Annotated in this window: 22 protein-coding genes; 7 read left to right on the top strand and 15 right to left on the bottom strand. The window is 75.5% G+C overall.

The features are described from left to right. Positions 1 to 129: 129 nt before the first annotated feature. Genes gatB through gatC form a run of 3 tightly spaced genes read right to left on the bottom strand, consistent with a single transcriptional unit; the run spans position 130 to position 3,456 of the window. On the bottom strand, positions 130 to 1,641 hold the full coding sequence (gatB, locus tag CFLA_RS05655; RefSeq protein WP_013116357.1) for an Asp-tRNA(Asn)/Glu-tRNA(Gln) amidotransferase subunit GatB: 1,512 nt from the start codon (positions 1,639 to 1,641) through the stop codon (positions 130 to 132). Continuing rightward, entirely contained in the window at positions 1,641 to 3,158 is a 1,518-nt protein-coding gene (gene gatA / locus CFLA_RS05650) for an Asp-tRNA(Asn)/Glu-tRNA(Gln) amidotransferase subunit GatA (protein ID WP_013116356.1), read from the bottom strand. The genes gatB and gatA overlap by 1 nt, the downstream gene beginning before the upstream one ends. Before the next feature lies 1 nt (position 3,159). Beyond that, positions 3,160 to 3,456 (bottom strand): Asp-tRNA(Asn)/Glu-tRNA(Gln) amidotransferase subunit GatC, encoded by a 297-nt coding sequence (gatC, locus tag CFLA_RS05645; RefSeq protein ID WP_013116355.1) that lies wholly within the window; start codon positions 3,454 to 3,456, stop codon positions 3,160 to 3,162. Between the two features lie 94 nt (positions 3,457 to 3,550). Here gatC and CFLA_RS05640 point away from each other — a divergent pair, with 94 nt between their 5' ends. Beyond that, entirely contained in the window at positions 3,551 to 4,291 is a 741-nt protein-coding gene (locus CFLA_RS05640; RefSeq protein WP_043599910.1) for a hypothetical protein, read from the top strand. Here CFLA_RS05640 and CFLA_RS05635 read toward each other — a convergent pair. The 3 genes from CFLA_RS05635 to ligA all read right to left on the bottom strand — a co-directional run bounded on the left by CFLA_RS05635 (position 4,263) and on the right by ligA (position 8,525). Then, on the bottom strand, positions 4,263 to 4,685 hold the full coding sequence (locus CFLA_RS05635; protein ID WP_013116353.1) for a hypothetical protein: 423 nt from the start codon (positions 4,683 to 4,685) through the stop codon (positions 4,263 to 4,265). The genes CFLA_RS05640 and CFLA_RS05635 overlap by 29 nt on opposite strands. Before the next feature lie 112 nt (positions 4,686 to 4,797). Next, entirely contained in the window at positions 4,798 to 6,054 is a 1,257-nt protein-coding gene (locus CFLA_RS05630) for a GNAT family N-acetyltransferase (protein WP_013116352.1), read from the bottom strand. Beyond that, positions 6,051 to 8,525, bottom strand: coding sequence for an NAD-dependent DNA ligase LigA (gene ligA, locus CFLA_RS05620; RefSeq protein WP_013116351.1), 2,475 nt, complete (start codon positions 8,523 to 8,525; stop codon positions 6,051 to 6,053). Before ligA ends, CFLA_RS05630 begins: the two co-directional genes overlap by 4 nt. Positions 8,526 to 8,630: 105 nt before the next feature. Here ligA and CFLA_RS05615 point away from each other — a divergent pair, with 105 nt between their 5' ends. From CFLA_RS05615 to CFLA_RS05605, 3 genes are read left to right on the top strand one after another with little or no spacing between them, the layout of a single operon-like run. Then, positions 8,631 to 9,308, top strand: a complete 678-nt coding sequence (locus tag CFLA_RS05615) for a hypothetical protein (protein WP_148234292.1) — start codon at positions 8,631 to 8,633, stop codon at positions 9,306 to 9,308. Further along, positions 9,305 to 9,985 (top strand): hypothetical protein, encoded by a 681-nt coding sequence (locus CFLA_RS05610; RefSeq protein WP_013116349.1) that lies wholly within the window; start codon positions 9,305 to 9,307, stop codon positions 9,983 to 9,985. The genes CFLA_RS05615 and CFLA_RS05610 overlap by 4 nt, the downstream gene beginning before the upstream one ends. Next, on the top strand, positions 9,982 to 10,626 hold the full coding sequence (locus CFLA_RS05605; RefSeq protein WP_013116348.1) for a hypothetical protein: 645 nt from the start codon (positions 9,982 to 9,984) through the stop codon (positions 10,624 to 10,626). Before CFLA_RS05610 ends, CFLA_RS05605 begins: the two co-directional genes overlap by 4 nt. Positions 10,627 to 10,645: 19 nt before the next feature. Here CFLA_RS05605 and CFLA_RS05600 read toward each other — a convergent pair whose 3' ends face one another. From CFLA_RS05600 to CFLA_RS05580, 5 genes are read right to left on the bottom strand one after another with little or no spacing between them, the layout of a single operon-like run. Beyond that, positions 10,646 to 11,944 (bottom strand): hypothetical protein, encoded by a 1,299-nt coding sequence (locus CFLA_RS05600; RefSeq protein WP_148234291.1) that lies wholly within the window; start codon positions 11,942 to 11,944, stop codon positions 10,646 to 10,648. A gap of 8 nt (positions 11,945 to 11,952) precedes the next feature. Beyond that, on the bottom strand, positions 11,953 to 12,363 hold the full coding sequence (locus CFLA_RS05595; protein WP_013116346.1) for a hypothetical protein: 411 nt from the start codon (positions 12,361 to 12,363) through the stop codon (positions 11,953 to 11,955). Then, the gene (locus CFLA_RS05590; RefSeq protein ID WP_013116345.1) at positions 12,360 to 13,379 is read right to left on the bottom strand and encodes a uroporphyrinogen decarboxylase/cobalamine-independent methonine synthase family protein; all 1,020 of its coding nucleotides are present in this window, start codon (positions 13,377 to 13,379) and stop codon (positions 12,360 to 12,362) included. The genes CFLA_RS05595 and CFLA_RS05590 overlap by 4 nt, the downstream gene beginning before the upstream one ends. Then, the gene (gene mnmA, locus CFLA_RS05585) at positions 13,376 to 14,494 is read right to left on the bottom strand and encodes a tRNA 2-thiouridine(34) synthase MnmA (RefSeq protein WP_013116344.1); all 1,119 of its coding nucleotides are present in this window, start codon (positions 14,492 to 14,494) and stop codon (positions 13,376 to 13,378) included. The genes CFLA_RS05590 and mnmA overlap by 4 nt, the downstream gene beginning before the upstream one ends. Then, positions 14,494 to 15,699 carry a cysteine desulfurase family protein gene (locus CFLA_RS05580; RefSeq protein WP_013116343.1) on the bottom strand — a complete coding sequence of 402 codons (1,206 nt, stop codon included), beginning with the start codon at positions 15,697 to 15,699 and terminating at the stop codon, positions 14,494 to 14,496. The genes mnmA and CFLA_RS05580 overlap by 1 nt, the downstream gene beginning before the upstream one ends. Before the next feature lie 131 nt (positions 15,700 to 15,830). Here CFLA_RS05580 and CFLA_RS05575 point away from each other — a divergent pair, with 131 nt between their 5' ends. Next, positions 15,831 to 16,823: a phosphotransferase family protein gene (locus CFLA_RS05575; protein ID WP_013116342.1), complete on the top strand. Its 993-nt coding sequence runs from the start codon at positions 15,831 to 15,833 to the stop codon at positions 16,821 to 16,823. A 68-nt stretch (positions 16,824 to 16,891) separates the two neighbouring features. Here CFLA_RS05575 and CFLA_RS05570 read toward each other — a convergent pair whose 3' ends face one another. Beyond that, positions 16,892 to 17,872, bottom strand: coding sequence for an electron transfer flavoprotein subunit alpha/FixB family protein (locus CFLA_RS05570; protein WP_013116341.1), 981 nt, complete (start codon positions 17,870 to 17,872; stop codon positions 16,892 to 16,894). Between the two features lie 51 nt (positions 17,873 to 17,923). Beyond that, positions 17,924 to 18,718 carry an electron transfer flavoprotein subunit beta/FixA family protein gene (locus tag CFLA_RS05565; protein ID WP_013116340.1) on the bottom strand — a complete coding sequence of 265 codons (795 nt, stop codon included), beginning with the start codon at positions 18,716 to 18,718 and terminating at the stop codon, positions 17,924 to 17,926. Positions 18,719 to 18,813: 95 nt separating this feature from the next. On the opposite strand from CFLA_RS05565, the gene glgX reads away from it, so the two are divergent. After that, positions 18,814 to 21,030: a glycogen debranching protein GlgX gene (gene glgX, locus CFLA_RS05560; RefSeq protein ID WP_013116339.1), complete on the top strand. Its 2,217-nt coding sequence runs from the start codon at positions 18,814 to 18,816 to the stop codon at positions 21,028 to 21,030. Between the two features lie 39 nt (positions 21,031 to 21,069). Then, a complete protein-coding gene (locus tag CFLA_RS05555) occupies positions 21,070 to 22,725 on the top strand; it encodes an FAD-binding dehydrogenase (protein ID WP_013116338.1) in 1,656 nt (551 codons plus the stop codon). Between the two features lie 71 nt (positions 22,726 to 22,796). Here CFLA_RS05555 and CFLA_RS05550 read toward each other — a convergent pair whose 3' ends face one another. Then, positions 22,797 to 23,717 (bottom strand): PDDEXK family nuclease, encoded by a 921-nt coding sequence (locus CFLA_RS05550; protein ID WP_013116337.1) that lies wholly within the window; start codon positions 23,715 to 23,717, stop codon positions 22,797 to 22,799. A gap of 343 nt (positions 23,718 to 24,060) precedes the next feature. Next, entirely contained in the window at positions 24,061 to 26,631 is a 2,571-nt protein-coding gene (gene glgP, locus CFLA_RS05545; protein WP_013116336.1) for an alpha-glucan family phosphorylase, read from the bottom strand. Between the last annotated feature and the right edge of the window lie 237 nt (positions 26,632 to 26,868).

Here is a 26,868-nt window from a genome sequence, read left to right as displayed (position 1 = left end):
ACCTCCGTCAGGCCGGGCCCCGGCACCACGCGCGGGTGCCGCCACCGTCTGCCCTCCGGCGTGCGTCGCATCGTACAAAACACCCGGACGACCGGGGTCCGACACGACGCACGCCGCAGGCGACGGCACTCAGGCCTGGACGCGCTCCAGGACCAGCTCGCGCACCCGGCCGGCGTCCGCCTGGCCGCGTGTCGCCTTCATGACGGCACCGATGATGGCACCGACGGGCCCGAGGTTGCCGGAGCGGATCTTCTCCGCGATGTCCGGCTGCGCCGCGAGCGCGGCGTCGATCGCCTCGAGCAGCGGGCCGTCGTCGGAGACGACCTCGAGGCCCCGCGCGACGACGACGTGCTCGGGGTCGCCCTCACCGGCCAGGACACCCTCGAGCACCTGGCGCGCGAGCTTGTCGTTGATGCGGCCGGAGTCGACGAGCTGCTGCAGCGCGCCGATCTGGGCGGGCGTGATCGGCAGGTCCGCCAGCTCGACGTCCTGCTGCTTGGCGGTGCGGGCCAGCTCGCCCATCCACCACTTGCGCGCTGCGGCCGGGCCGGCGCCCGCGGCCACGGTGGCCTCGATGAGCTCGACGGCCCCGGCGTTGACGACGTCGCGCATCTCGGCGTCGGCGTAGCCCCACTCCCCCTGGAGGCGGCGGCGGCGCGCCGCGGGCAGCTCGGGCAGCGCGGCGCGGATCTCCTCGACCCACGCGCGGTCCGGGACGATCGGGACGAGGTCGGGCTCCGGGAAGTACCGGTAGTCCTCGGCGTCGGACTTCACGCGGCCGGACGTCGTGCTGCCGGTGTCCTCGTGCCAGTGCCGCGTCTCCTGGACCACGGCGGCGCCGGCGTCGAGCACGGCCGCCTGGCGGCTGATCTCGTAGCGCACGGACCGCTCGACCGAGCGGAACGAGTTGACGTTCTTCGTCTCGGTCCGGGTGCCCAGCGGGGACTCGGGCGTGGGCCGCAGCGAGACGTTGACGTCCGCGCGCACGTTGCCGCGCTCCATGCGGGCCTCGGACACGCCGAGCGCCCGGAACAGGTCGCGCAACGTCTGCACGTACGCGCGCGCGACCTCCGGTGCACGCGCGCCGGCGCCCGTGATGGGCCGCGTGACGATCTCGACGAGCGGCACGCCCGCGCGGTTGTAGTCGACCAGCGAGTACTCGGCGCCGTGGATGCGCCCGGTGGCGCCGCCGACGTGCGTGTTCTTGCCGGCGTCCTCCTCCATGTGGGCGCGCTCGATCTCGACGCGGAACGTCGTGCCGTCCGCCAGCTCGACGTCGACCCACCCGTCGTGGGCGATCGGCTCGTCGTACTGCGACGTCTGGAAGTTCTTCGGCACGTCCGGGTAGAAGTAGTTCTTCCGGGCGAACCGGCAGGACTCGGCGATCGAGCAGTTCAGCGCCAGGCCGATGCGGATCGCGTACTCCACCGCGGTGCCGTTCACCGCCGGGAGCGCACCCGGCAGCCCGAGGCTCACGGGCGTGACGTGCGTGTTCGGCTCCTCGCCGAACGTCTGCTCGGCGCCGTCGAACATCTTGGTGCGCGTGCCCAGCTCGACGTGCACCTCGATGCCGATGACCGGGTCGAACCGTGCCACCGCGTCGTCGTAGTCGACCAGGTCGACGTCCGTGCTCGTGCTCATCAGGCGGCCCCTCCGGCCAGCTCGGGGGCGCGGCCCAGCAGCGGGCCCTCCCAGCTCGTCTCCAGCAGCGCCTCGAGCGCCGCTCCCACGCGGTACAGCCGCGCATCCTCGCGCGCCGGCGCGAGGATCTGGAACCCGACGGGCAGGCCGTCGTCCGACAGCCCGTTCGGCAGCGACATGCCCGGCACGCCCGCGAGGTTCGCCGGGATCGTCGCGACGTCGTTGAGGTACATCGCCAGCGGGTCGTCGAGCTTCTCGCCCAGCTTGAACGCCGTGGTCGGCGCGGTCGGCGAGACCAGCACGTCGGTCTGCTCGAACGCCGCCGCGAAGTCGCGCTGGATGAGCGTGCGGACCTTCTGCGCCGAGCCGTAGTAGGCGTCGTAGTAACCCGCCGAGAGGGCGTAGGTGCCGAGGATGATCCGGCGCTTGACCTCGTCGCCGAATCCCTGGCCGCGCGTCGCCGCCATGACGCGCTCCGCCGTCACCGGACCCTCGCTCGGCTCGACGCGCAGGCCGAAGCGCATGCCGTCGAACTTCGCGAGGTTGCTCGACGCCTCCGCGGGCAGGATGAGGTAGTACGCGGCGAGCGCGTAGGCGAACGACGGGCAGGAGACCTCGACGATGTCGGCGCCGGCGGTGCGCAGCGCGTCGAGGGACTCCTCGAACCGCGCGATGACACCCGGCTGGTAGCCCTCGCCCTGCAGCTCGCGGATGACGCCGACGCGCACGCCCCGCAGATCGCCCGCCGCGCCCTCGCGGGCCGCGGCGACGTAGCCCGTCGCCGGGTCCGTCAGCGACGTGGAGTCGCGCGGGTCGTGCCCGCCGATGAGCTCGTGGAGCAGCGCCGAGTCCAGCACCGTGCGCGTGCAGGGGCCGGCCTGGTCGAGGCTCGAGGCCAGCGCGACGAGACCGTAGCGGGACACGCTGCCGTAGGTGGGCTTGACGCCGACCGTGCCGGTGACGGCCGCGGGCTGGCGGATCGATCCGCCGGTGTCGGTGCCGATCGCGAGCGGCGCCTCGTACGCGGCCACGGCCGCGGCGGACCCGCCGCCCGAACCGCCCGGGATGCGCTCGAGGTCCCACGGGTTGTGCGTGTTGCCGTAGCCCGAGTGCTCGGTCGACGAGCCCATCGCGAACTCGTCCATGTTCGTCTTGCCGAGGATCGGCAGTCCGGCCGCCTTGATCCTCTCGACGAGCGTCGCGTCGTACGGGGGCACCCAGCCCTCGAGGATGCGCGAGCCGGCGGTGGTCGGCAGGCCACGGGTGACGACGACGTCCTTGACGGCGATCGGCACGCCCGCCAGGGGGTGCAGCTCCTCGCCGGCGGCGCGGCGCGCGTCGACGTCGGCCGCGGTGGCCAGCGCCTCGGTGTCCGCGACGTGCAGGAACGCGTGGACGGCGGGCTCGACGGCGTCGATGCGGTCGAGGTGCGCCTGCGTCGCCTCGACGCTGGTCACCTCACGCGCGGTCAGTCGCTCCGCGAGCTCCGCCGCGGTGAGCCGGGTCAGGTCGGTCACGTCACTCCTCCCCGAGGATCTGCGGGACGAGGAACTTGCCGTCCTGCGCGGCGGGAGCCTGCGCGAGGACCTCCTCGCGGTCGAGCGGCGCGACCGGCTCGTCGGCACGGAACACGTTGGACAGCGGCAGCGGGTGGCTCGTCGCAGGGACGTCCGGGGTGGCGACCTCGGAGACACGGGCGACGGACTCGACGATGACGTCGAGCTCGCCCGCCAACCGGTCGAGCTCGGCCGGTGTCAGGTCGATCCGGGCGAGCGCGGCGACGCGCGCGACCTCGTCGCGGGAGAGGGTGGACATGGTCCGTGAGTCTAGTGGTGGGCGGGTGACGCCGGGCGACGTCCCCGTGGCGACGTCCCCCGGCGCGGGCGGGTGCGACGCTAGCGTGACGGCCGTGACCGGACGCTACGAGCGCCTCGACCCCGCGGCCGTGCGCGCCACCGTCGACCGCCTGCACGCGCGCATCGCCGCGCGGTTCCCCGAGCGCAACCTGCGGCACGTCGCGGCCGAGCTCGCGGGGCTCGTGCGCGACGTCGGCGAGCAGGAGGCCCGCACGCGCCGGCACGAGCACGCCGCCCGCGTCGCGTCGCTCACCGCCGTCGTGCTCGTCGTCGCCGCGACCGTGTTCGCCCTGACCATGGCGGTGCGGGACGCGATCGCCGCTGCGACGTCGCTGCGGGCCTTCGAGTGGCTCCCGGTGCTGGAGAGCGCCATCAACGACACCGTGTTCGCCGGGATCGCCGTGTGGTTCCTGCTCGCGGTGCCGGGGCGGCTGCAGCGTGCCGCGACGCTGCGTCGCCTGCACCGGCTGCGCTCGCTCGCGCACGTCATCGACATGCACCAGCTCACCAAGGACCCCGAGCGCCTGCGCCCGTCCTTCCGGGCGACCGCGGAGTCCGTCGACGTCGACCTCGACGCCGACGGCCTCGCGGCGTACCTCGACTACTGCACCGAGCTGCTGAGCCTCGTCGCGAAGGCCGCTGCGCTGTGCGCCGAGGAGTCGACCGATCCCGTGGTGCTCGACACCGTGAGCACCGTGGAGAACGTCACGGGCGGCATGTCGACGAAGATCTGGCAGAAGATCGCGACGCTCGACCTGCCGGCGGTCAGACGGTCCGGGACGTCGCCGCACTGACGAGCGCGAGCAGCGCCTCGGCGTACGCGTCGGCCGCGTCCTCCGCCGTGAAGACCCGCTCGGGCCCGTGCGGCAGCTCCACGAGCACCTGGTAGCGCCCGTCGGTCGAGCGCGCGAGGCTGCGGAACGTGCCGCCGAGCAGCTCGCGCATCTGGTCCTCGCGCGGCAGCCACAGCGCATCGGCCAGCTCGAGGGAGTCCAGCGCCCACTCGGTGGTGCCGTTGAAACCCAGGATCGTGCCGGTCTCGTACTCGTGCGCCTCGACGACCATCTCGGAGATCGTGAAGACCTCACCGCCCATGTCGACGCTGCGGACCACGAAGCGGTCACCGGGGCGCGGGTGCCACTGCAGGCCGGCGGCCTCCAGGGCGAGGGCGTTGTCGGTCGAGAGCATGCGCCCAGTATCGGGGCGCATCCCCTCCCCGTCGCCCGCAACCCACCCCCGGCCCCGCGCGGGAGAGCGATCCAGCTGCGCACGAGAGGTCGGTCCGGCTCCTGCGTGGACGTCAGCAGGACGTGGCGGACCCCGACCACGGCTGGACGAGGTAGGCGTACCGGTGCGCCGGGCGGAAGCCGAGCGCGTCGTAGAGCCGGACAGCTGCGGCGTTCCCGGTCTCGACCTGCAGGAAGGCCCGTCGGGCGCCGTGGTCCGCCGCGAGCGCGAGGGCCCGGAGCGTCAGCGCCCGGCCGAGCCCGCGCCGCCGGGCCCGCGGCACGACCTGCAGGCAGGACAGCGCGACCCAGTCGTGGGCGTGGGCGGCGCGGATCACGGCGACGTCACCGTCCACGCCGGCCGCTGTGAGGTAGTGCGCCCGGGCTCCGGCCACGATCCGCGCCGACGGCTCGCGCGCGCCGCCCTTGCCGCTGAGCCACACGTCGAGCCAGGCGTCGTCGGGCGCGTCCGCGACGCGCACGTCGACGCCCGTCGGCGCGTCGACGACAGCCGCGGGCAGGTCCCGGACCAGCACGTCCGTCACGGCGGCGACCTGGTAACCGCGTGCGTCGAGCGCGGGCGCGAGCGTCGGCGGGTCGTGCGGGTCCCCGACCCGGATCGCAGCGGGCGCACCGTCCTCGCGGTAGAGCGCCTCGACACGGTCGAGGGTGGCCTCGAGGTCGGCGACCTCGGTCAGCGCGAGCGTCGACGAGGCGCGGCGCGTGACCCCGCCGGACAGCCCGACGCGCCACCCGTCGACGTCCACGACGCGCAGCGGCGGCCACGTCGCGGACTCGACGAGCGCGCCGGGCGCCTCCGGGACGTCCCAGGTGTGCACCCGCATGGTGAGCTCGTCGGTCCAGTCCCGCTCGGGGCGCGGCACGAATCCGAGGCGCGCGTACAGGCGGTGCGCGGCGTGCATCGTGTCGAGCGTCGACAGCACGGCGGTGCGCGCACCTCGACCGACGGCCTCCCGCAGGGCCGCGAGCACGAGCTGCTCCGCGACGCCCGCGCGTCGGGCGCCGGGGTCCACCGCGAGCATCCGCAGCTCGAGCTCACCGTCCTGCGCGATCTCCGCGTACCGGGACCCCGGCGTCGCCAGCGTGATGGTGCCGAGCACCTGCGCACGGCCCGTCGACGGCGCCGTCGCCACGAGCACGGTCGCGTCGGCCGCGCGCGCGGCGGTGTCCCGCAGCTCGTCGGTGTACCAGTGGCCGGGCTCGACCAGGCCGTCCGCGACGTACGCGGCCACGGTGAGGCCCCCGACGCGCGCGTGGTCCTGCGGCTCGACCGGCCGCACGACGACCGCGGGCCGGGACGACCCGCTCACCCGGCGTCCGCGGCGTCCGACGCCGCGGACGCCTCGTCGGGCGGCACCACCGCGCCGGGCCCGTGGGCGAGCAGCGCCTCGAACCCGGCCTCGTCGAGGATCCGCAGGCCCAGCTCGCGGGCCTTGGTCTCCTTCGAGCCCGCGTTCTCGCCGACGACCACGAAGTCGGTCTTCCTCGACACCGACCCGGACGCCTTGCCGCCCCGTCCGAGGATCGCCTCCTTGGCGCCGTCACGGCTGAAGCGCTCGAGGCTGCCGGTGACGACGACGGTCACGCCCTCGAGCGTGCGGGGTGTCGACTCGTCCACGGCGTCCTGCATGACGACGCCGGCCGCAGCCCACCGGTCGACGATCTCGCGGTGCCACGGCTCGGCGAACCAGTCGAGCAGGGAGCGCGCGATGGTGGGGCCGACACCTTCGACACCGGCGAGCCGCGCGACCGCGGCAGCGTCGGCGGCCGGTGCGCCGTCCTCGTCGGCGATCGAGCCCTCCACGGCGTCGTCCGCGACGGCCCCGCCGTCGACCGCCTCCTGGGGCGCGTCCACCGCTCCCCGTGCGGTCGGGTCGACGACCGCCCGCAGCGCCGCCATCGACCCGAACTCCTGCGCGAGCGCGCGCGCGGCCGTCGGCCCGACATGACGGATGCTCAGCGCGACGATCGCGCGCCACAGCTCCTTGGTCTTCGCGAGGTCGAGCTGGTCGAGCAGCGTCCGGGCGGCCTCGGAGGGCTCCCAGTCGGGCAGCGTGCGCCCCGCCGCCTCGGCGGCGGCGCGCTGCGCCCTGGTGTGCTTGAGCGTGCGCCGGAACGGCGTGCGGCGGCGCACGGTGCCGTCGGCGTCCTCCTTGGGCAGGCCGGTCTCGGCGTCACGGACGACGACCTCGACCTCCGCCAGGCGCGCGAGGCTCGCGGAACGCACGCGCTCGACCTCCTCCGGCGGCGCGTCGGCCGGGTAGCCGACAAGGTCGAAGAGGTACGCCTCGTTGGGGACCGGCGGGACCTCGGGGACCTCGGGCTGCGTGAGCGCGGCGGCGGTCACCTCGCCGAGCACCTCGATGTCGAACGCACCGCGCGACCCGATGTGCTCGAGGCGCCCGCGCACCTGGGCCGGGCACCCCTGGGCGTTGGGGCAGCGCAGGTCCACGTCGCCCTCGCGCATGGGCCGCAGGGGCGTGCCGCACTCGGGGCAGTCGGCCGGCATGTGCCACTCGACACGCGGCACGTCGTCGTCGGGAGCCTGCGGCGCGGGGCCGACGATCTCCGGGATCACGTCGCCGGCCTTGCGCAGGACCACCATGTCGCCGACGCGCACGCCCTTGACCTTGACGACGTCCTGGTTGTGCAGGGTCGCCTGGCGCACGGTCGACCCCGCGACGAGGACGGGCTCCATGACGGCGAACGGCGTGGCGCGGCCCGTGCGGCCGATGCCGAGCTCGATCGCGAGCAGCCGCGTGTTGACCTCCTCCGGCGGGTACTTGTAGGCGATCGCCCACCGCGGTGCGCGGCTCGTGGCGCCGAGCCGCCGCTGCAGCGCGATGTCGTCGACCTTCACCACGACGCCGTCGATCTCGTGCTCGACGTCGTGCCGGTGCTCGCCGAAGTGGGCGACGCGGTCCCAGACCTCGTCCAGGCTGCCGACCACGCGGGTGTGCGTCGAGGTCGGCACGCCCCAGCCGGCGAGCAGGTCGTAGACCTGCGACTGCCGGTCGATGCCCGTGCCGCGACCGTCACCCCACGTCAGCGCCCCGATGCCGTGCGCGTACATGCGCAGCGGACGCGCCGCGGTCACGCGCGGGTCCTTCTGCCGCAGCGACCCCGCGGCGGCGTTGCGCGGGTTCGCGAACGGCGCCCTGCCCGCCGCGACCTGCGCCTCGTTGAGGGCGCGGAACGCATCGACCGGCAGGAACACCTCGCCGCGGATCTCGATGACGTCGGGGTGCGTGGCCGGGTCACCGCCGAGCACGTCGGGGATCGTCGAGATCGTGCGGACGTTGAGCGTGACGTCCTCCCCCGTGCGCCCGTCGCCGCGCGTCGCGGCGCGCACCAGTCGGCCCTTCTCGTACAGCAGCGCGATCGCGAGACCGTCGATCTTCAGCTCGCACAGGTACTCGACCGGCACCGTGCTCTCCAGGTCACGCTGCACGCGCTCGGCCCACGCCACGAGGTCCTCGCGGGAGAACGCGTTGTCGAGCGACAGCATGCGCTCGACGTGGTCCACGGCCGTGAACTCCGTCGAGAACGTGCCGCCCACCTGCTGCGTCGGCGAGTCCGGCGTCCGCAGGCCCGGGTGCTCGTCCTCGAGCCGCTCCAGCTCGCGCATCCGCTCGTCGTACGCCGCGTCCGACGAGCTCGGCGCGTCGCGCACGTAGTACGCGAACTGGTCCGCCCTGATCTGCTCGGCCAGCGCCGTCCAGCGGTGCCGGACCTCGGCGGGCACGTCCTGCACGTCGGTCGCGGGGGTCGTGTCGCTCACCCGCCCATCATGACGTGCCGCACCGACAGCCTGCTCACGCGCCACCGCCCCGCCCCTGCGGAGAGCGTGAGCACGCCATGGCCCGACCCGACCTACACTCGGCTCGTGCCTGGACCCGCAGCCTCCCCCGACCTGCGCGCCCGCGCGCGGGAGAGCGGGAGCAAGGTCGCCCGTCGCATGCTCGACCAGCCGCTGAGCCGCGTCGGCGTGCTCGGTGCCGTGGTGCTCCTCGCGGCCACCGCGGCGTTCGGAGGTCTCGAGGAGGAGGCGCAGGACGGGCCGGAGGTGCTCGCGTTCGACGTCCCGGCGGACGTCGCGCCGTTCGAGCTCACCGTGCACCGCGTCGTGTGGACGACGGACCTGCCGGGTCAGTACCTGTCCGAGAAGGACAACCGGTGGATCGGCGTGGTCGCGACCGTGCGGAACACCAGCGACGCCGGTGTGCTGGGGTCGACGCTGTCCGACGCGCTGACGGTGCAGGACGTCGACGGGCTGATCGAGCGCCCCGGTGAGAACGGGGTGCGCGCCACGTCGACCGTCGTGCTCGCCGACGGCTCGTCGCTGAACCCGGTGCAGCCCGGGCTGACGTACGAGGCGGCGTTCCTGTTCGAGCAGGACGGTGACGTCCCGCCGCCCGAGCGTGTGACCGTGCAGGTGCAGCGGCACACGTGGCGGGGCGGGGCACTCGACAGCACGCTCTCGTGGCGGTTCCCCACGACGGCCCTGCGCGGTGAGCTCGACGCGCGCGCCGCGGCCGACGACACGGCGCAGGACGACGCATGAGCGGGACCACGGCGGGCGAGCTGCCGGGCGCCGCGGCACCGGGCGGCCCCGACGGGCCGGCCGCCGCACGTCGCCACCGCCTGCGCCTGCCCGACCGCCGCACGCTCGGTGCCGGCGTCGGGGTGCTCGCCGCGCTCGCCGTGGGGCACGTGGTGGTCACCGCGTTCCCCGTCTCCGACCGCGTGCAGGCCTCGTTCCTGAGACCGGCCGAGGTCGGCGAGCCCGTCGAGCTGCGGTACGCGCGCCTGACGGCCGGGACACCCGCCGGCTCGACCGTCCTCGCCCCGCAGGGCGGCACCCTGCTCGCGACCCCGGGCGTCTGGCTCACGGTCCCGCTGACGATCGAGGTGGTCGGCCAGCCGCGCGCGCTGGGTTTCGCCGAGCTGCGCGGCGGCGACGGGCGGACGTACGCCGTCTTCACGGGTGGCCGGTCGGTGTTCCTGCCCGGGACGGCGCAACCGGGCGTCCCGCGGCACGCGACCGTGCAGGTCGAGGTCCCGCCCGCGGCCGTGCCCGGCGCGCACCTGCGCATCGGCCTGGACGGCCGGGACCAGCGCCACGACGACGTCGCCGACATCGACCTCGGGCTGACGCAGGCGGACGCCGACGCGTGGGCGGACGACGACACCCCGCTCGTGGTGCAGGCGCCGACCGACGGCCCGCAGGAGCGCTCATGAGCACCCCGGAGCCGCGCGCCGACGGCTGGTGGCGCCGCAACCGCTGGGCGCTGGCGGCGTTGCCGCTCGCCCTGGCGCTGACGATCGCCTCGGCGGGCGACCGCGTCCGCACGATGTGGTGGGAGCAGGACCTGCGCCGCCCCACCACCGCCGCGCCCGGCGCCACCGCGGCCTTCCACCAGGTCGTCCGCGACGGCCTCGGCAGCACGTACCCGATCGACGTGCAGGTCCGTCTGGACGAGGTGGGCGACGCGCGCTCGCTGCCCGACGGGCTGGACCCGCCACCGGGCACACGGGCGGTGCAGGTGGACCTCACGCTGGCGGCCGAGCCCGACGTCTCCCTCGTCGGCTGCCACCTGGCCGTGCGGGACGCCGCGGGCACCCGGTACGACTACGTGTCGAACGGCTGGGGTGCCTGGCAACCCACGTCGCCGTGCGTGCCGGAGGACGCCACCGGCCCGTGGCCGTCGCTCGGCGACGACCTGGACGACGCGCTCTCGGCACCCGAGGGGTCCGAGACACCGCGACCCGCGACGTGGTCGGTCTCCCCCGTCCTCGTCGTCCCCGCCGACGTCGAGGTGACGGACGTCGTGCTGTGGTGGCAGATGCCGCAGCACGTCTTGCTCGAGGTCGGCCGGTAGCCCAGGACGGGCGGCGAGGTCAGGGCGCTGCGACGTCGGCCGGCTCCGACACCGCAGCCTGGCCGGCCAGCATCCGGTGCACACCGGCCGCCAGCAGCGCCATCGTCAGCGTGAGGCCCACTGCCGTCGCGACGGCCGTGACCATCGGCGCGAACGCGAGCCACGTGTCGACGTCCTGCGGCCCCGTGGTGGCCCGTGCGAGCAGCGCGAGGCCCTCCTCGACGCGCGTCGCGACGAGGAACGCGAGGGCGAAGACGAGCATCGGGCCCAGCCCCGCCAGGGCGAGGCGCCGCAAGCCGTCCGTCAGAGCGCGGAACCGCCCGCGCACGTCCCCGACGACGGGCGCCGCGGCCTCCGTGGTCCACCGCCGCACCGGCGCCGGCACCCGCCGCCACGCCGCCGGTCCGCCCGGCTTCCGCTTCGGCAGGTCCGCCAGCTTGTGCCCGTACACGACGGCACCGACGGTCAGCCAGGCGAGCGGGATCACGACGAGGTCGTCGAGGTTGCCCAGGACTCCCGCCACGGCGTCGACGACGGTGTCGACGGGCCCGGCCACGGGCCCGATCGCCTCGAGGAACCGCAGCCAGGCGTCCAGCACGATCGCCACGGCGCGGCGGCTCTCGACCCACGCCCACACCCCCCCGAGGAGCTCGGTGACGTACGCCGCGACGACGAGCAGCCAGAACGCCTCGACATACGCACCGGCGAACGCCAGGGGGCGGCTGTGCCGGTGCTTCTCCCAGCGCCCGAGCAGCCATCGCAGCACGACCGCGACGACGACCACCGCGACGAGCGCCCAGCCCGTCGCGAGCTCGGTGAACGAGAAGTCGGCCCCCTCGCCCAGCAGCCACGTGCCCTCGTTGAACTCCCGGGCGGCGGCCGTGTTGAAGAAGCGCCCGCGGTCCTCGGCCAGGTACCCGTACGACGCGTAGAGCGCGAGGAACGGCACGAAGACGGAGGCGAGCACGTCGAGCAGGCTGCGCGCGGGCGCATTGCCGTCGGACGAGGACGCGTCGGCCCGCGCGAGGTCGGGCAGGTCGCGGCGCAGCACGTGCAGCATCGCGACGATCCCGGCGACCATGCTCAGGGGTGCGAGCACGAGCACGGCCCACCCCAGCGCGCCGTGGTACCCGGCGGCGTTCACCGCGGCCCACCCGGCGGCGTAGCGCCCCGCCACCGCGAGCAGCGCGACGAGCAGCAGCACCGGCCACGACCTGACCCACAGCCGCCCGCCGAGCGCGACGACCGCCCCCAGGTCCCGCAGCCAGCCGCGGAGCCCGGGACGGGCGGTCTGCCTGTTCGGGGTCGCGTCGTCCACGGCGGACATCATGGCGCGCCCGGGCCCGGTACGGGTCCGCCACGCCCGGGTGCGACCGTCCGTCGCGAAAGCAGCGCCGCGACCGTCCCCGCGACGCCGCCGAGCGCGAGCAGGAGCGCCGGCGCGGTCACGGCCACCGGCACGGACGCCACCACGACCTCCTGCCGCACGCCGTCGACGTCCCACTCGCACACCGCGCGCGCCGGCAGCACCTCGTAGCGGACCTCCGCCGTGGTGCCCGGCACGTAGGCGAGCAGGCACGGCTCGGTGCGCGCGGCGGTGGCCTGCAGCGTGGCCGTGCCGATACCGATCCAGCCGACCGCGAGCACGACGACGCCGACGAGCGCGAGCCCGGAGCAGACGAGGAGCACGAGCGCGCGACGCGGCGAGCGTGCCGGGCGCCGGGTGGGGGCGCTCACGACTCGGCCCGCTCGGCGACGACGCCCGCGGCCCGCACGAGGCCCGCGAGCGCGCCGCGCGCATCGTCCGGGATGGCGCGCTCCGGCGGTGCTCCGGCGAGGAGCACGACGTCGCGCAGCCCTCCGGCCGGCATCCCGACGGACCGCCACGGCCGCAGCAGCACGTCGGCCTGTCCGACGACGTCGGGCCCGGCGCACTGGGACGACGCCTGCGGCGGCAGCTCGGCCCACAGGGCGGTGCCGCCCTCGACGACACGCGCGACCTCCTCCCAGCCGCGCTCACCGATCCCGGCGACGGCGAGCGCCGCGCCGTCCGCGGACGACGCCCCGACGGCGGCGAGGGCGGACCATGCCGTGCCCCCGTGCACGACGAGGGCCGTGGCGCCGGCGCCCCGGGCTGCGTCGGCGACGGCGCCGAGCCCCTCGGCGACCACGGGGCCCGGCACCCGGCGCAGCGGCGCCCGCCCCGAGAACCCCGGGACGGCACCGGCGAGCACGGGCGCCAGCAGCGGCTCGCGCAGCAGCACGCGGACGTCGGCGCCGGGCACGACGCGCCGCAGGTCGGCGACGCGTGCGGCGACGCCCTCGGCGCTCGCGGCGACGACGTCGCGCACGGCCCCGTGGTCGGACAGCAGCTTGTCCCCGCGGGCGAGGTACACGTCGGCGGCGAAGGTGAACGGCCCCAGGACGGGCAGGACGAACCCGCCGACGTAGCCGTGCGCCGCGACCGCGAGCGCGTCGAGGTCCTCGCGTGCGAGGGCACGCGCCCGCTCCAGGTCACGCCCGGGACGGTCCGCGAGCTTCCAGCCGTGCGGCCCGAGCTCGGCGGGCATGTCGGTGAGCAGCGCGACGGCCGCCCCGGTCGCGTCGCCCCACGGCCCGCGCGCGGGCAGCAGCGGCGCGAAGGGCAGGCCCTCGACCTCGGACGGGGTGTCGGCCAGGTCGCCGACGACCGTGGTCGCGGCCTCGAGCGCGTCGGTCCCGGGCCAGGGGCCGACGCCGCTGACGGCGGTCACGCGCTCCTCGCCCCCTCGCCGACGAGGTCCGCGGCGGACCGTGTCGCGGCGACCGTGGCCTGCCCGACCACCCGCGAGCCGTCGTACAGCACGAGCGACTGCCCGGCGGCGACGCCGCGCAGCCCGGCCCCGGAGACGTCCACGGTCACCGTGCCGGCGTCGGCGGCGAGGACGCGCGCGGGTACGTCGGTGCCGTGCGCGCGGACCTGCACCGTGCACGTCGCGCCGGCTGCCGGGACGTCGCCGAACCACACGGCCGCGTCGCCGCGCACCTGCGCGACGTCGAGCGACTCCGCGGGGCCGACGACCACGCGCCGCTGCACCGGCTCCACCGCGAGCACGTAGCGCGGCCGCCCGTCGGGTGCCGGACGGCCCAGCGCGAGCCCGCGGCGCTGCCCGACGGTGTACGCGTAGGCGCCGTCGTGCGTCCCGACGACCTGCCCGGACTCGTCGACGACCTCCCCGGGCTGCTCGCCGAGCGCGCGCCGCAGGAACCCCTGGGTGTCGCCGTCGGCGACGAAGCAGATGTCGTACGAGTCGGGCTTGGCCGCGACCGACAGACCGCGCGCGACGGCCTCGGCCCGCACCTCGGACTTCGACGCGACGTCGCCGAGCGGGAAGACGGCCCGGGCGAGCCGCTCGGGCCCCATGACGGCCAGCACGTACGACTGGTCCTTCGCGGGGTCGACGGCCCGGTGCAGCTCGCGCGACCCGGCACGCTCGACGACGCGCGCGTAGTGCCCGGTGCAGACGGCGTCGAAGCCGAGCGCGAGCGCCTTGTCGAGCAGCGCCGCAAACTTCACGTGCTCGTTGCAGCGCACGCACGGGTTGGGGGTGCGCCCGGCGGCGTACTCGGCGAGGAAGTCCGCGACGACGGTCCGCTCGAACCTCTCCGACATGTCCCACACGTAGTAGGGGATGCCGAGCACGTCGGCGGCACGGCGCGCGTCGGACGCGTCCTCGATCGAGCAGCAGCCGCGCGATCCCGTGCGCTCCTGCGCGGGTGTACGTGACAGCGCCATGTGGACGCCGACGACGTCGTGACCGGCGTCGACGGCACGCGCGGCCGCCACCGCGGAGTCGACGCCCCCGGACATCGCGGCGAGCACGCGCATCAGGCGTCCACCAGGCTCGACAGGCCGGCGGCGCGCGCCCGTTCCACCGCGCCGGGCAGCGCGGCGAGCGCCGCGTCCACGTCGTCCGACGTCGACGGGTGCCCGAACGAGAACCGCAGCGCACCGCGAGCGTCGTCCTCCCCCACGCCCATCGCCAGCAGGACGTGCGACGGGCGGGGCACCCCGGCCTGGCACGCCGAGCCCGTCGAGACCTCGACGCCCGCGGCGTCGAGCAGGTACAGCAGGGAGTCACCCTCGCAGCCCGCGAACGTCAGGTGCGCGTTGCCGGGCAGGCGCCGTGCGGCGTCCGCGGGGCCGCGCAGGGTCGCCCCCGGCACCTGCGCCAGGACGCGCCGCACGAGGTCGTCGCGCAGGGCGCCGACCCGGGCGGCGTGGGCCTCCCGCCCGGCGACGGCCTCGTCGACCGCCGCCGCGAACGCCGTGATCAGCGCCGGGTCGAGCGTTCCGGACCGCACGCCGCGCTCCTGGCCACCGCCGTGCAGCACGGGCGTGAGCTCCAGGCCGCGGCGCGTCAGGAGCGCACCCGTCGCGCCCGGGCCGCCCACCTTGTGGCCGCTCACCGTGAGCGCGTCGACCCCGGACGCCGCCAGCCCGACCGGCACCTGGCCGACGGCCTGGACGGCGTCGGCGTGCACCGGCACCCCGTGCCGGTGGGCGAGCGTGACCACGTCGTCGAGCGGCTGCAGCGCGCCCACCTCGTTGTTCGCCCACATCACCGAGACCAGTGCGACGGTGTCCCCGTTCGCCTCCAGCTCGGCGCGCAGCGCCTCGACCTCGACGACCCCGTCGCGGTCGACCGGCAGCAGCACCAGCTCCGCGCCGGCGTGCTCCGCGAGCCAGAAGGCGGGATCCAGCACGGCGTGGTGCTCGACCGCCGACACCACGACCCGGCGACGCGCGCGGTCCTGCGTCCGCCGGGCCCAGAACAGTCCCTTGACCGCGAGGTTGTCGGCCTCCGTGCCGCCGGCGGTCCACACGACCTCGCTGGGCCGCGCACCGAGGGCCGCCGCGAGCCGCTCGCGCGCCTCCTCGACCGTACGGCGTGCCGCACGGCCCGCGGTGTGCAGGGAGGAGGGGTTGCCGGTGTGCCCCAGGGCCGCCGTCAGTGCCGTGAGCGCCGCGGGGCGCATCGGCGTGGTCGCCGCGTGGTCGAGGTAGGCCGCGCGGGGGCGGGGAGAGCTCACCGCGACAGTCTACGAACGCCACCGCGGCGGTCCCACCCGCACGTCGCCTCCCGCGTCCCTCCACGCTTCCTGCCCACCGCCGTTGCGAGAAGCCCCGGTGGGCGCCCGTGCGTTGCTGGCAGGATGGGCGCGTGAGTGCCGACGACGTCATGGCGCTGCCGCTGGCCTTCGGGGGCCAGCGGCTCGACTGGCGTGACCTTCCCCGGGCGGTGCGCGAGCGCATCGAGACGCTGGCCGGTGCCCGCGTGACGGCCGAGATGTCCGCCACCAGCGGGTTCTCCCCGGGCTTCTGCGCGGTCCTGGAGCTCACCGACGGCCGGGCGGTCTTCGTCAAGGCCGTCTCGTCCGACCAGAACCCGCACTCGCCGCAGCTCGCGCGCGCCGAGATCCGCGCCGCGAGCGCGTTGCCGCCGCAGGTGCTGGCCCCCGCGCTGCGGTGGTGGGACGACGACGGTCACTGGGTGCTGCTCGGCTTCGACGCGGTGCACGGCCGCTCGCCGGAGCTCCCCTGGCGCGCCGACGACCTGGCACTCGTGCTGTCGGCCCTCGACGAGCTCGCCCGGTGCACGCCCGTCGCCGGTCACGGCCTGCCGCGGATCGAGGAGCAGCTGCGCGACGACTTCACGGGCTGGCGCTCGGTGCAGGAGGCGTCGCCCGAGCAGCGCGAGCTGGTCGCGACGCTCGTGGACGAGCCGGGCCGGTGGGCCCTGGAGCACCTCGACGACCTCGTGCGCTGGGAGCGGGACTCGCTGCGGGTCGTCGCGGGTGACGCGCTCGTGCACGGCGACCTGCGGGCGGACAACGTGATGATCGAGGAGGGCCACGACCGGGTGTGGCTCATCGACTGGCCGCACGCGAGCGTCGGCGCGCCCTGGGTGGACCTGGCGTTCATGCTGCCGAGCGTCGCCCTGCAGGGCGGTGCGGGCGACCCCGCCTGGCTGTTCTCGCGCAGCGAGGCGTCGCGCGGCGTGAGCCCTGCGGACCTGCGCGCGGCGCTCACCGGGCTCGCGGGGTACTTCGCGTGGTCGGCGGGGCAGCCCGCCCCGCCGGGGATCCCGAACCTGCGGGCGTTCCAGGCCGCGCAGGCCGGCGCGACGCTGCGCTGGATCCGCGAGCTGACCTGACCGACCGGCCTCACCCACATGCCCGGCGGGACGGGCCTCGGCCGGTCCGACGGACGGATGCCCCGGGCTCAGCCCTGCAGCCGGCGCAGCTCCGCGGACGCCTGCGGGAGCACGGTGAACAGGTCGCCCACGATGCCGAAGTCGGCGATCTCGAAGATCGGCGCGTCGGGGTCGGCGTTGACCGCGACGATCGTGCCCGACGCCTGCATGCCGCCGCGGTGGTGCACCGCGCCCGACACGCCCGCACCGACGTAGAGGCGCGGCGCGATCGTCACCCCCGTCTGGCCGATCTGGGCGTCGTGGCCGATCCAGCCCTCGTCGGTGGCGACGCGCGTCGCGCCGACCGCCCCGCCCAGCACGTCGGCGAGCTCCTCGACGGCCGAGAAGTCACCCTCGGTCCCCCGGCCGCCCACGACGACGACGTGGGCCGACCCGAGGTCGGGGCGGCCCGACGCCGCCAGCTCGGTGCGCTCGACGAGGCGCACGCGCGTCGACGTGGCACGCACCTCGACCGGCAGGTCGACGACCTGCGGCGACGCCCCCGCCGGGGCGTCCTCCGCGACCACCGAGTTCGCCTTGACGGTGACGACCGCACGCGGGGCGACGACCTTGCACCGGGTCGTCCACGTGCCGGCGAGGACGGTCTTGTGCGCGATCACGCGCCCGTCCTCCACGGCCAGCCCGTCGGCGTCCGTCACGACACCCGCGCCCGTGCGCACCGCGAGGCGCGCGGCCGCCTCCTTGTTCTCGAACGACGAGACGAGCAGCAGCAGCTCCGCGCCCGTGGCGGCGGCCACGGTCTCCAGCCCGTCCGCCAGCACGGCCGACAGGTGCAGGTCGGCGTCGGTGACGAGCCGGTGCACGGTGCTCACGCCCTGGGCCGCGAGCACGTCGAGCGCCGCGGCCGGGTCCTCGCTCCCGGCCCACACGCCGTGCACGCCGGCGTCGCCCGCGAGCGTGCGGGCGAGCGTGAGCAGCTCGCGCACCGGGGGGCGCAGGGTCCCGTCGGGGGCGTGGTCGAGCAGGACGAGCACGGGGGTGGCGGTCACGACGGTCCTCCGGGGCGACGGTGGTGGGTGCGGGGCGGGACGCAGGAGGCGTCAGACGAGCTTGCGCTCGACGAGCCAGGCCGCCAGCCGCGTGCCGGCGTCGCCCGTGTCGGTGAGCAGGACGCGGTCCTCGCGCGGCGGGCGGGGCGCGGCCTCGAGCACCCGCGTGCGAGCGCCGGCGGCACCCACGGTCGCCGGGTCGACACCGAGCTCGGCGAGCGACAGCGTCGTCACGGGCTTCTTGCGGGCGGCCATGATGCCCTTGAAGTTGGGGTACCGCGGCTCGTTGATGCCGTCCGTGACGGACACGAGCGCCGGAATGTCCGCGGTGAGCGTCTCCGTCGCGTGGTCGAGGCGGCGGCTCACGGTCACGGTGCGGGCGTCGGCGTCGACCGTCAGGGCCGACGCGAGCGGCAGCGCCGGGAGGTCGAGCTGCTCCGCGAGCGCGGTCGGGAGCAGCGACGTCAGGCCGTCGAGCCCTGCCATGCCGGTGACGACGAGGTCGACCGGGGCCTCCGCGCCGATGCGGCGGACCGCGGCGGCGAGCACCGTCGCGGTGCCGATCGCGTCGGACCCGGCGACGGCGTCGTCGAGCACGTGGACGGCCTCGTCGGCGCCCATCTGCAGGCCCTTGCGGACCGCGTCCACGGCGTCGTCGGGACCGACGGTGAGCACCACCACCTCCCCGTCGTGCTCCTCGGCGAGCACGAGCGCGGCCTCGACGGCGTTCTCGTCGAGCTCGTTGAGGGTGCCGTCACCGCCGTCCCGCACGACGCGCCCGTCGGGACCGAGCTGCCGGTCGGACTGGATGTCGGGGACGAACTTCACGCAGACGACGATCCTCACGCCGTGCAGGCTACCGTCCCGGTCCGGTTCTCCCGTGCGGGGTGTTCGCCTGGTGGAAACACGTGCGACACGACCCGGACGCGTGTCCTGGCACCATGGTCCCCGTGAACGACACCGCGCCGACCGGTCCGCTGCGCGGGCCCGTGCACCTCGGCGTGCACGTCACCGACACGGGCGTCGACGTCGCGGTGCTCGCGCCGCACGCCACCGCGGTCGAGCTGTGCCTGCTCGACGGGCCGCACGAGGCACCCACCGAGCGACGCGTCCCGCTGGTAGGACCGCGCCTGGGCGTGTGGTCGGCGTCCGTGCCCGGCGTGCGGCCGGGCCAGCGCTACGGCCTGCGCGCCGACGGCCCGTGGGAGCCCGTGCACGGCATGCGCTACAACCCCGCCAAGCTGCTCGTCGACCCGTACGCGCGCGGCCTGGCCGGTGAGATGGGGTACGGACCGCAGACCTACGGGCACGTCGTCGGCGAGGACCTGGTGGGCGACCCGTACGGCCCGCGGGACGGCCGCGACTCCGCGGCGCACGTGCCGCACGGCGTCGTCGTCGACACGCGCCGGCTGCCCGGCCCGGACCCGGCCGCGAACCGCCCGTGGACCCCGTGGTCCCGCACGGTCGTCTACGAGGCCCACACCAAGGGCCTGACGCGCCTGCACCCCGCGCTGCCGCCCGAGCTGCGGGGCACCTACGCAGGACTCGCGCACCCCGCCGTGGTCGACCACCTGCTCTCGCTCGGCGTGACGGCGGTGGAGCTGCTGCCGATCCACGCGTTCTCCTCCGAACCGCACCTGGTCGCCCGCGGGCTGACGAACTACTGGGGCTACTCCACGCTCGGCTTCTTCGCACCGCACGCCGCCTACGCGACGCCCGCGGCGCGCGCCGCCGGGGCGGGCGCCGTCCTCGACGAGGTCCGCGCGACCGTGCACGCGCTGCACGAGGCGGGCCTCGAGGTGCTGCTCGACGTCGTCCACAACCACACCTGCGAGGGCGGGCTGCCGGGCCAGCACGTGTCCTGGCGCGGGCTGGACAACGCGTACTACTACACGCACGACGGCGGTGTGCCCGCCACGCTCCTCGACGTCACGGGCACCGGCAACGCGCTCGACTTCCGCCGCACGGGCGTGGTCGCGATGACGCTCGACTCGCTGCGGTACTGGGCGGACGTGGTCGGCGTCGACGGCTTCCGGTTCGACCTCGCCGTGACGCTCGGTCGCGGGCCCGACGGCTTCCGCCCCGACCACGCGACGCTCGTCGCCGCGGCCACGGACCCCGCGCTGGCGGGGCTCAAGCTCGTCGCCGAGCCGTGGGACGTCGGCCCGGGCGGATGGCGGACGGGGCAGTTCCCCGCGCCGTTCGCGGAGTGGAACGACCGGTTCCGCAACGCGGTCCGCTCGTTCTGGCTGGCCGACCCCGGGCGCGCCGCCCACGGCCTGCCGGGCCACCGCGTGCGCGACCTGGCGACGCGGCTCGCCGGCTCGGTCGACCTGTTCGGCCACGGCACGCCGCCACTGGTGCGCGGGCCCCGCGCGTCGGTCAACTTCGTCACGGCGCACGACGGCTTCACGATGGCGGACCTCGTCGCCTACGACCACAAGCACAACGCCGCGAACGGCGAGCAGAACCGCGACGGCTCCGACGACAACCGGTCCTGGAACCACGGCGTCGAGGGCCCTGTGCAGCGCGACTCCCCGGCGGCCGACGTCGCACCGCTGCGCCGCCGCTCGGTGCGCAACCTGTTCGCGACCCTCGTGCTGGCCGCCGGCACGCCGATGATCACGGCGGGCGACGAGATCGGGCGCACGCAGCGCGGCAACAACAACGCCTACTGCCTCGACGACGAGACGTCGTGGGTGCGGTGGGACCTGACACCGTGGCGCAGCGACCTGCTCGCCACCGCCCGCCACCTGGTGGCGCTGCGTCGCGACCACCCCGCGCTGCGCACGCAGGAGTTCTACAGCGGGCGCCCGCGGACGCCCGGTGGCCCGCCGGACCTCGGCTGGTACGGCGCGGACGGCACCCCGTTCGACCACGACCGCTGGCACGACGCGTCCGTCCGCACGTTCCAGATGGTGCGGGTCGCCCCGCTCCCCGACGACGACGAGGTGCTGCTCGTCGTCAACGGCGCGCTCGACACGGTCACCGTGACGCTCGCGGACGGCGTCGGCGACGCGTGGCGGCTGGTGTGGGACTCCGTGTGGGAGCACCCGTCGGAGGTGTCGACACCGGCGATCTCCGGCGGCCTGCACCAGGCGGTCGGGTCGCAGACCACCGTGGAGCCGCTGAGCATGCGGGTGTACGTGCGCCCCTGAGACCGGCCACGCGCGGGGACGGCCGGTAGCGTGCGACGCATGACGGACTCCCACGACGTCGTGGTCGTCGGTGCGGGCCTCGCCGGCCTGGTCACCACCACCGAGCTGCTCGCCGCCGGCCGGCGCGTGCTCCTGCTCGACGCCGAGCCACCCGCGAGCCTCGGCGGTCAGGCGTGGTGGTCGTTCGGCGGCCTGTTCCTCGTCGACTCCCCCGAGCAGCGTCGCCTCGGCGTGCGCGACAGCGCGGAGCTCGCGCTCGCGGACTGGCTGGGCTCGGCGGCGTTCGCCGACGACGGGTCGGACCGCTGGGGACGCGCGTGGGCCGAGGGGTTCGTCGACTTCGCCGCCGGCGGGCTGCGGCCGTGGTTGCACCGCCTCGGCGTGCGCTGGTTCCCGCTCGTGCAGTGGGCCGAGCGCGGCGGGTATCTCGCCGACGGGCACGGCAACTCGGTCCCCCGCTTCCACGTGACCTGGGGCACCGGGCCGGGCATCCTCGAGCCGTTCGTCCGGATGCTGCTCGACGCGCACCACGACGGTCGCGTCGAGGTGCGCTTCCGCCACCGGGTGACGGCCCTCACGACGACCGACGGGCGCGTGACCGGGGTCCGGGGCGACGTGCTCGCGCCCGACGAGGCCGAGCGGGGCGCCCCCTCGTCGCGGCGTGCCGTCGGCGAGTTCGCGGTCGACGCGCCGGCCGTCGTCGTCGCCACCGGCGGGATCGGCGCGAACCACGACCTGGTGCGCGCCACGTGGCCGCCGTCCGCGGGTCGGCTGCCGGAGCGGATGCTGTCGGGCGTGCCGGACCACGTCGACGGCTCCGGCATCGAGGCGGCCCGGCGGGCCGGCGCGCACGTCGCGCACCCGGCGCGCATGTGGCACTACCCCGAGGGGATCGCGAACCACTCCCCGGTGTGGACACGGCACGGCATCCGCATCCTCCCGGGCCCGAGCTCGCTATGGCTCGACGCCGACGGCAACCGCCTGCCCGCGCCGCTGTTCCCGGGGTTCGACTCGCTCGGCGCGCTGCAGCACGTGACGGCGCGCGGTGACGACCACTCGTGGTTCGTGCTCGACCGCACGATCCTCGGCAAGGAGCTGGCGCTGTCCGGCTCGGAGCAGAACCCCGACCTCACGGGCCGCGACGTCCGCCTGCTGCTCCAGCGGGTGCGACGTGACGCCGTGGGCCCCGTCGAGACGTTCGCCCAGCGCTCGCCGGAGTTCGTCGCCGCGACGACGCCCGCCGAGCTCGCCGCCGGCATGAACGCGCTCACCGGCACGCCCCGCATCGACGCCGACGCGCTCACCGCCACCATCGTGGCGCGCGACGCCCAGGTCACCACGGGCCTGGGCAAGGACCTGCAGGTCACCGCCACCGCCATGGCGCGCCGGTACGTGGTCGACCGCGCGATCCGCGTCGCCCCACCGCACCGGCTCCTCGACCCGGCGCACGGTCCGCTCTACGCGGTCCGGCTGTCGGTGCTGACCCGCAAGACCCTCGGGGGTCTCGCGACCGACCTCGAGGGCCGCGTCCTGCGCCCCGACGGCGAGGTGCTCCCCGGTCTGTGGGCCGTCGGGGAGGCCGCCGGCTTCGGCGGCGGCGGCGTCCACGGCCACCGCGCCCTGGAGGGCACGTTCCTCGCCGGCTGCCTCCACACGGGCCGAGTCACGGGCCGCGCCCTCGTCGACACCCTCTGACCCCACCCCACACCCCACACCTCCCACACCCCACCCCTCCCACACCCCCGCCGAACAAGACCTTCTGCCGCTCACAGAGCCCGATGAGCGGCAGAAGGTCTTGTTCGGCCGGCGAGGAGTGGCCGGATGACCGGGACGACGCGAGCCGAGCCGACATCGGCCGCCGTGAAGCGCAGGACGACGGTGCCGGAGGCGACGATCGCGTTCTGGCGCTCGCGGTCGCGGTAGAGGGCCGCCGGGGTCGAGTGCGGACCCCGGCCGTCGATCTCGACGACGAGGAGACGGTCGCCGGCGAGGTGCCACCCGAGGTCGCCGCGCGCCACGATGCGCCCTCGAACGTCCCGGACCGGGACCTGGAGGTCGTCCGGCGGGATGCAGGCGTCGACGCACTGGAGTCGTGCCCTCGTCTCCAGCGGTGACTGCGCCCGACCGTCGACGAGTTCCCACCAGTCAGCGAGCCGTGCGGCACCCCGGCGCCCTCGTGCCAGCGCGCGTACGGCGAGCAGGTCCGGCGTCACCAGTCGCTGCTGGACGGCCGAGTCGAGCACGGCGACAGCGTGCTCCCGCGACAGCTCGCACACCGCCTGCGCGAGCGCCAGCTCGGGTGCCACCATGCGCGCCCCGCGGACGACGTGGATCTCCGCCGTCCGGAACTGCCGCGCCCGCGCCACCCCGCGAGGACGGCGCGGGCCGGCGGGGCCGCCGTCCTCCGCGACGACAGTCGCACCCCCGGCATCCCCGGCCTCGAGACTGGCCTCGGGGCGGATGTCGCGAGGCAGACCCTCCACCCCGTACAGCGCGAGGGCGCACGCACCGACCGCGACCGCCCGCTCGGGTCCGAGCGCGAGCAGCGCCGTCCAGGCGGACCGCCGCCGCAGGTGGTCCGGGTCGCGGAGCTCCTCCCGCCCCGCGGCCGCGTCACCGAACAGCGGGGCTCCCCACCACCGCTCGACCTCGGACGCGAGGTCGAGCACCCCGCGGACGACGGGCACCAGGACACCCGAGCGCCGGAGCGCGGTCCGGCGGTGCCGTGTCAGCCCGGCCGCATCGCACTGGCGGGTCGAGACGAGCCCCTCCTGCCGACGAGCACGTCGGAGCAGCGCCTCGGGCACGGGAGCAGCAGGTCTCACCCCCGAACCCGACCATCCCCTCGGACCCCCAGCGCCCGTGGCCCCGCCCACCTGTGGATGCACCACCCCGGCCACCGACCTGTGGTCGGTTCGCCGAACAAGGCTTTCTGCCGCTCATGAGGTCACATGAGCGGCAGAAGGTCTTGTTCGCCGGGGATGGAGGGAGCGGGTATGGAGGGAGCGGGGATGGAGGGAGATGGTGGGATCAGGGGGCCGTGGTCACCAGGCCCGCGGCTGCCACCGACGTCAGGGCCGCGTGGCGGGGGACGACGCGGACCGTGTAGCCGAAGGGGCCGGGGGCGGTGAGCGCGACGTCCCCGGAGTACCCGTACCGGTCCGCCTCGAGGCTGTCGTCCAGGCGCAGGGCCGTGACGCGGAACTCGGCGATCTCGTCGTCCGGCGCCACGGGGCCGTGCAGCACCTGCACCTCGACGTCGTCCGGCGACAGGTCGCCCAGCGCGACCCACGCCTGGACGTGCAGCGTGTCCCCCACCTGCGGTGACGTGGCCACACCACCGGAGTCGACGTGGTCGACCCGCACGCGCGGCCACGCGGCGCGCACGCGCTCGCGCCAGTCCGCGAGCGCCGCCGCACCCGTCAGCCCGTCGGCGCCGAGCGCGGCGCCCGACGCCGCCGCCGGGACGTACAGGTGGGCAACGTAGTCCGCGACCATGCGCGTCGCCTGCACCTTCGGGCCCAGCGTCGCGAGGGTGTGCCGCACCATCGCGATCCAGCGTCGCGGCACGTCCTCGGCGTCACGGTCGTAGAAGGTCGGCACGACCTGCTGCTCGAGCACGTCGTACAGCGCGGCGGCCTCGGCCGCGTCCCGCGCGCCGGCGTCGTCGACACCGTCCGCGGTCGGGATGACCCAGCCGTTGTCCTCGTCGTGCCACTCGTCCCACCAGCCGTCGAGCACGGACAGGTTGAGGCCACCGTTCAGGGCGACCTTCATGCCCGACGTGCCGCACGCCTCCAGCGGGCGCAGCGGGTTGTTGAGCCACACGTCGCAACCCGGGTACAGCGTCGCGGCCATGCGCATGTCGTAGTCCGGGAGGAAGGCGATGCGGTGGCGCACGTGGTGCTGGTCGGCGAACGCGACGAGCTCGGCGATGAGCCGCTTGCCGGGCTCGTCGGCCGGGTGCGCCTTGCCGGCGACCACCACCTGCACGGGACGGTCCGCGTCGAGCAGCAGCGCCGCGAACCTCTCGGGATCGGCGAGCATCAGCGTCAGGCGCTTGTACGTCGGCACGCGGCGGGCGAAGCCGATGGTGAGCACGTCGGGCGAGAACGCGTCGTCGGTCCAGCGCAGGTCCGCGGGCAGCGCGCCGCGCCGCAGCCACGACGCACGCAGCCGGCGGCGGACGTCCGTGACGAGCCTGGTGCGCAGCCGTCGCCGCAGCTGCCACAGCTCGGTGTCACCCACCGTGCCGCCCGCCTCCCAGCCGGCACCCGTGGCGAGGTCCTGCGCGCTCATGCGGTGCGCGGCCAGCGCCGCGAGCTCCGGGGCGACCCACGTCGGCGCGTGCACGCCGTTCGTGATCGAGCCGATGGGCACCTCCTGCGGGTCGAACCCCGGCCACAGGCCGGCGAACATCTCGCGGGACACGCGCCCGTGCAGCCGGGAGACCCCGTTCGCGCGGCCGGCCAGTCGCAGGCCCATCACGGCCATGTTGAACAGTCGTGGGTCGCCGCCCTCGTGGTCCTCGGTGCCGAGCGCGAGCACGTCCTCGAGCGGCAGCGTCCTCGTCTCGTCGAGGGCCTGCAGGTACTGCTCGACCGTCCTGCGCTCGAAGCGGTCGATGCCGGCGGGCACCGGCGTGTGCGTCGTGAAGACGGTGGTCGCCCGGACCAGCTCGAGCGCGGTCGCGAACGACGTGCCGTCGACCACGAGCTCGCGGACCCGTTCGACGCCGAGGAACCCGGCATGCCCCTCGTTGGTGTGGAAGACGTCGGGCGCGGGCCCGTCGGTCAAGCGGGCGTGCGTCCGCAGCGCGCGGACCCCACCGACGCCGAGCAGCAGCTCCTGCTCCAGGCGGTGGGTGCCCGCGCCACCGTAGAGCCGGTCGGTGACGGCGCGCGCCGCGTCGTCGTTCGCCGGCACGTCGGAGTCGAGGAGCAGCAGCGGCACCCGACCGACCTGCGCGACCCACACCTGCGCGTGCAGCGTCCGGCCGCCGGGCAGTGCGAGCTGCACCTGCGCGGGCGCCCCGTCGGTCTCCCGCAGCAGGGTGAGCGGCAGCCCGTCGGGGTCGAGCACCGGGTACGTCTCGGTCTGCCGCCCGGACCGGTCGAGCGCCTGCCGGAAGTACCCGGCGCGGTACAGCAGGCCGACGCCGACGACCGGGACGCCGAGGTCGGACGCCGCCTTGAGGTGGTCGCCCGCGAGGACCCCGAGCCCGCCGGAGTACTGCGGCAGCGTCGCGGCGACGCCGAACTCGGGCGAGAAGTACGCGATCGACGCGGGCAGCGCGTCGGCGCTCTGGCGCTGGTACCAGCGGGGCTGCTCGCGGTACGCGCGCAGGTCGGCCGCGGCGGCGCGCACGCGCGCGACCTGCTCCTCGTCGGCGGCGAGCTCGTCCAGCCGCTCGCGCCCCAGCGCGCCGAGCAGCGCGACGGGATCACCGCCGACCTCCTCCCAGAGCGCAGCGTCGAGCCCTTCGAAGACGGCACGGGTCCCGGGGTGCCACGACCAGCGCAGGTTGTGCGCGAGCTCGTCGAGGTCGGCGAGGGGTTCGGGCAGGACGGTGCGGACCGTGAACCGGCGGATCGCTCTCACGGCCGTGAGACTACGCAGAACGGACGGATCGCACAGCCCTCCGCGACCGCCTGATCCGGACACGCGTCCGGGTCGGTCGTGACGACGGGCCGGGGCGCGGGTGACGCAGGCGCGACGCGCGGGGCGACGCGCCGTCCCCGGATGCCGCCACCCCGACCTGCCGGATAGGTTCGGGACCGTGACGACTCCCCGCCGCCCTCGTCGCACGTCACCGGCCGAGCGACCCGGCCGCCCACG

This window comes from Cellulomonas flavigena DSM 20109 (genome assembly GCF_000092865.1).
Classification (GTDB): Bacteria; Actinomycetota; Actinomycetes; order Actinomycetales; family Cellulomonadaceae; genus Cellulomonas; species Cellulomonas flavigena.
The sequence above is the reverse complement of the archived record's forward strand: the minus strand, read 5'-3'. Positions and strand labels throughout refer to the sequence as shown.